The following is a 4,588-nucleotide window of genomic DNA, read 5'->3' as shown; positions in this document are numbered from 1 at the left end:
CCGCCCGTCCTTTTTGGACGGGCGGGACGCCCATCCCACAAACTTGTGGAAGTTATTTAATTCTCATTCCTAAGTCGAGCAACAGGAGTTTACAAGAGCGCGAGCTGTATTTTTCTGTATAATTCAAACATTTTTAGGAAAGCAGTGGTTTTGCCCTTGGCGGAACTGAGCAATTCCGCTATATAGTAATAAGTATCATTTGGCACTCATCTGTAGATGCCAAGAGTGTATTTTACTGATAATCTTTAAATTAAACTATGTCTAAGGTGCGGTTGTTGCTTTTAAGTTCTTTTGCTTCCGGTTTTGGGCTTTGCTCAATCATTTTGGCGATGTTTACGATGACTTCCCGGCTGTCGTTTACGTCTTTCTTTACCTTTGTTTTAACTTTGGTATTTTTTGGAATTAATCTGCTTTTTGCTTTGCATTATTATACATCGCTTACTAAGCAATTGAGTGTTAAAACTAAAAGGAAAGCGAGAATTTAACGGTTGTGAAACTGAAGCGGGAAAAGGCAGGGAGAGTTTTTTTTGGAATTTGAATGTAATCCAGAAAACGCCTCTGGGTTGAGACAATTATCTAGCTGTCAGCCATAATTATTTAAAGTCTAATTATTTAGGAGGTGCGATCGTGGTTATAACTCAAACCAACCCGCCAAATCTTCCAGGTGCGACAAAGACTCACTTTACTCCAGATGAATACCGGGCGATCGAGGAAACAGCCGAAGAACGTCACGAATATTGTAACGGAGAGATTATCGCTATGCCAGGAGGTTCCCCCGCTCACAGCCGTATTACCGTAGATATTACGACTTTTCTTAACGTGGCTCTGCGAGACACAAATTTTCAAATCTATAACGGCGATCTACGCATTTGGATTCCTAGCTTCAATCACGGAACTTATCCCGATGTTCTGGTAATTGATGGTGAACCGGAATTCAATGGCGATCGCACGGATGAAATTCTCAATCCTTTACTGATTGTTGAGGTTCTTTCCCCCTCTACTGAAGGCTACGATCGAGGTGAAAAGTTCAGAAAATATCGCTCTCTTGCTAGTTTTTGTGAATATTTGCTGGTTAGTCAAGCTGAACCCTATATTGAGCAATATTATAATGGCGATCGCCCAAGTAGCGATCGCTGGCAATGGCAAGTTTGCGATCGGCTCGATCGGGCGATCGTCCTGCACAGTTTAAATATAGAAGTTCCGATGTCGGAAGTCTACCGCCGGATTAGTTTTTAAGGGCGATCGGGTGGCACTTATAATGAAAGTTAACAATGCTTGTGCTGCACTCTTCTCAATTTCTACATCAACTGCATAAAAGCATTCACCGCATCATATTGATCGGCTATTGGCGAATAGAACTCTAGGGCTCGCAAATCCAGGACTTGCAAGCAATCAGCTAGTAATATAGAGATAACTTCTAGGAGGCTATAAAGATGACAAGCATACCTAACGAACAAACATCTATCATCCGTACAGAAAGAGGACTAGCGATCGCCGATGCGCGCATCACTATCTACGACATCATGGACTATGTGACGGCTCAATATCCACCTAAGTTGATCGGGGGATTATTTGAGCTTACACAGGAACAAATTAACGCAGCTTTAGCTTATATTGAGGCAAATCGAGCTGATGTTGAAGCTGAGTATCAAATGGTTCTTAAGGAAGCTGAATAACTGCGGCTGTACTATGAAGAAAAAAATCGCGATATCATTGCTCGAATTGCCGCCCAGCCACCAAGACCCGGAACCGAAGCTGCTGGGGAAAAACTGCGAGCAGCTAAGGCAAAATTCAAGTCGGAGCTATAGTTTTTTATACTAAAGTATGATAGAGTTAATGTATCATAAAATCCTTAAATACTATGATCTATGTAGTGTTTTAAAAGTGATACCCATGTTAAAAGAATTAAAAACCATTACTCTTGCAACTTTTCTGGTATTAGGAACAGCTAAACTGGGTTCTACTGCACCTCTCCCAAGTCCTAATAATCAAGGGGATTATACGCGAAGAGCTTATCATACTTATTGGGAAGTAGTAGACCCAGACCCAAATGGGTTAAATTGTCGCATGACAAATTCTTCTTTTGAAGAACTTATGCGTGCTGACAACCGCACTCCATTTGAGTTTTTTAATTGGTCTTTAGTTGGTGTCTTAAAACAGGGACAGCGTTTTGAAAGCTTTCCTAGTAATGCTGCTGGTACTTTCAACGATACCAGGGGTTTACCTTGGCTTTTTGTAGGAAAAAACTACGCTACTGGTGGGGTGCAACGTTGTTTCGTTCGCGCTAATAGTCAATTTGTCAAACCAGTACAGATGTCCTCGACTCGCGTACAACCCCAAGCTAGTCAACCGCTTACAAGTTCCACGGCACTACCGATGAAGCTTGGTTTTGACGAAGGATTTGGATCGATTGTAGTACCAGAAAGTGATACCACAGCATCGGCCTATGGAGGACGCTTAAGGCGATATGATGTTCACATTGCTAAAATGTTTGAAGTCACTCACTTTATGTGTCAGGAGGGGACTTTAACACCCGGTATTACATGGAATTACGAGGCTGGAGGTGGCACGATTAATATGGGAAGTTTTGAAATAACCTGCCGACTTGCTAATCAAATAGTTAGTGCCTATGGTTTAGGTAAATCGGAACCTACGAATGTGAGTTTTTCGGGTGGTGAAGTCGGTCGCCCCGCTGTCAGAAGTTTCAACATTCCCATCCTAGATATTACAGGTGATAAAGTACCACGCTGGGTGAGTTTTGTGCAGGGATTTCAGCCAGTGAGGAGGTAGGGCAATTTTATCAAAACTGACCCTAGTAACTTGGATTTCAGCGGGTTAGACTGGAATAAAGTTGACTTCAGCCAGCAAGACGTACAGAAGCTAGTCAATTCTAAGCTAAATCTGCATGATTTAATTAACTTAATCAAAAGCGCTCCTAATCAGGTAAATCTTAGTAAGGACGAATTACTAGGGTTAATTCAGCTACATCTAAATAACAGCGCTTTATGGCGAAGTTCCACCCTAAATAGTCAAGACTTACTAAATTTACTAGCAAACAAGTTGAGTGCAGTAGACTTAAGTGGGGTTGACTTACAAAAAGCAAACTTTACTGGTAGCAACCTACAGCAAGCTAACCTGAGTGGTGCAGACTTGAGACCAGCAAATCTTAACGGTGCAAAAATGCCTGATGGAACTCTCTATCGACGTTAGTTTTACCTAGTAGAGCGCGTCACCTGCTATAATCGCTCTGTTTGTTTTATCGAAAATTAATCTAAAGGTGACGCATCGTACTAATACTGGTTATTCCTTACTCTTCACTATTTCAGGAGAAAGAGGTGGAGAAACAGTGCAACCACCGCCTAAAGGATTTAAGGGGGAATTTAAAAGTATTCAATTAGCTGGCGGGACAAAAGGTTTTTTTTAGAATGGTTGTGGTGCTTATTATACGGTTTGAGTTGAAGGGCAGTATCCAGTTATGTTCTTTGAATAAACACATATTTTGGGTACTTCACTTATCTAATAAGTCTTGTATTTTGTTGTATTTACCTAACACGTCATACAGTTCATAATTAAACTGGATTTGAGTAAGCTGTTACGCATTTAAACCATTAACGCTCCCGGTAAGGTGCGTCAGCTAAAACACTGACTATACATGGGAAACGCTTATTTACGCTCCGCACCCTACTATCCTCCTTTAAATGCCGAACAGCTTAAATCTAGTTTAATCCTCATATGTCTTAATTAATTCACCCGTTAAGAAAGAATAAATTAGGCCACATATCAAACCTATCATAAGAAAAAACCAAATTACACTAAATATCATAAATCCACAGACAGCTAAAACTACTATAGATAAGTAAATTTGGATCATGCCGGGAATAGCTAAAGAAACTAAAAATAGTATTAAAATACCAAATAGAGTTAGACAGATATCTAGGAAGTTTTTCAAAGCGGATTCTCTCCCGGATTCCAAATTTGATTGTTTTGTTTCCCTAATTATATTGGGTGATATTAATATTTAACAACTTAAAACGGTCGGATTTAGCACCCAAGTTTTTTAACTATCCTTAACCAATTTAGTAGAAGTTGGTATAATTAAGTTGACAAAGTAGGATTTAGTAGGATATAGTACACTCAACCTCACTCAACGCTGACCCATGAATGTTGAAGATGTTGTACAATGGGCGAATAATTCGATTTTTGATAAAACAGGAGAACATCTTACACCCCTAGAGGAAGCAATAGTGACGGGTGTTTGGCAAAGACAGAAATATCCTCAAATAGCTAAAGAGTTTAATTGTAGTGAATCTCACGTTAAAAAAGAAGCGGCTAAGTTATGGGAAAAGTTGCGTGAGGAATTAGGAGAAGATATTAATAAATTTAACTTTCGTTCCAAGTTAGAGAAAAAATATCGTGTTTCTCAAGTTGCCCATAGGGGAGATTGTTTACAAATTGGTAATGTTAATATTTGCGGTGAATTTATACAAACTATCAAAGATACACAAACCCGATGGGAGCATCCCGATTTTGCAAATATACAAAAGTATGATAAGGTGCGCCGCTTTTGGGGAAAACCGACACTTAGCTT

General features: G+C 39.9%; 4 protein-coding genes and 1 pseudogene. All 5 read left to right on the top strand.

Annotated elements, in window-relative coordinates; translation table 11 throughout:
• Window positions 1-627: 627 nt before the first annotated feature.
• A complete protein-coding gene (locus tag QUA16_RS35765) occupies window positions 628-1,236 on the top strand; it encodes a Uma2 family endonuclease (RefSeq protein ID WP_333109496.1) in 609 nt (202 codons plus the stop codon).
• A gap of 197 nt (window positions 1,237-1,433) precedes the next feature.
• Window positions 1,434-1,676 carry a DUF433 domain-containing protein gene (locus tag QUA16_RS35760; protein ID WP_333109494.1) on the top strand — a complete coding sequence of 81 codons (243 nt, stop codon included), beginning with the start codon at window positions 1,434-1,436 and terminating at the stop codon, window positions 1,674-1,676.
• A gap of 217 nt (window positions 1,677-1,893) precedes the next feature.
• Window positions 1,894-2,790 (top strand): hypothetical protein, encoded by an 897-nt coding sequence (locus QUA16_RS35755; RefSeq protein ID WP_333109492.1) that lies wholly within the window; start codon window positions 1,894-1,896, stop codon window positions 2,788-2,790.
• 30 nt (window positions 2,791-2,820) lie between these two features.
• Window positions 2,821-3,210, top strand: a complete 390-nt coding sequence (locus QUA16_RS35750; RefSeq protein WP_333109491.1) for a pentapeptide repeat-containing protein — start codon at window positions 2,821-2,823, stop codon at window positions 3,208-3,210.
• Between the two features lie 947 nt (window positions 3,211-4,157).
• A pseudogene (locus tag QUA16_RS35745) lies at window positions 4,158-4,588 on the top strand (hypothetical protein); the annotation flags it as partial.

Source organism: Microcoleus sp. S13_C3 (assembly GCF_036700905.1).
GTDB lineage: Bacteria > Cyanobacteriota > Cyanobacteriia > Cyanobacteriales > Microcoleaceae > Microcoleus.
The sequence above is the reverse complement of the archived record's forward strand: the minus strand, read 5'-3'. Positions and strand labels throughout refer to the sequence as shown.